Genomic DNA, 552 nt, shown 5'->3' on the forward strand with positions numbered 1-552 from the left:
CGCCGACCTCGCCGCCAGCGCCCTCAACCCCTCCCTCGACTCCTGGGACCAGGCCCCCGCCGCCTCCACCCTGGAAACCCTCACCGCCCGCGCGCTCGCCGCCCTCGTCTACCCCCGGGCCGACGCCCCCGACGCCCTCGTCACCACCGGCGGTACGGAGTCCAACCAGCTCGCCGTCCTCCTGGCCCGCGAAGCGGCCCGCGCCACCACCTCAGCCGGTCCCGCCGCCCCGCTCCGCATCGTCTGCGGCGCCAACGCCCACCACAGCATCCACCGCGCCGCCTGGCTCCTCGGCCTCCCCGAACCCCACACCCTCCCCACCCCCAACGGCACCCTCGACCCCCACGCCGTCCACACCCACCTCACCGAACTCACCACCCACCCCGGCCCCGTCCTCCTCACCGCCACCGCCGGCACCACCGACTCCGGCGCCATCGACCCGCTCCCCGCCCTCGCCGACCTCGCCGCCAGCGCCCTCAACCCCTCCCTCGACTCCTGGGACCAGGCCCCCGCCGCCTCCACCCTGGAAACCCTCACCGCCCGCGCGCTCGC

Annotated in this window: 1 protein-coding gene; it reads left to right on the top strand. The window is 77.0% G+C overall.

The window, feature by feature from the left end; genetic code table 11:
- Window positions 1-552: pyridoxal-dependent decarboxylase (locus ADL22_RS14580; RefSeq protein WP_234430701.1), on the top strand; the 552-nt coding region annotated here is incomplete at both ends.

This window comes from Streptomyces sp. NRRL F-4489 (assembly GCF_001509485.1).
Taxonomy (GTDB): domain Bacteria; phylum Actinomycetota; class Actinomycetes; order Streptomycetales; family Streptomycetaceae; genus Streptomyces.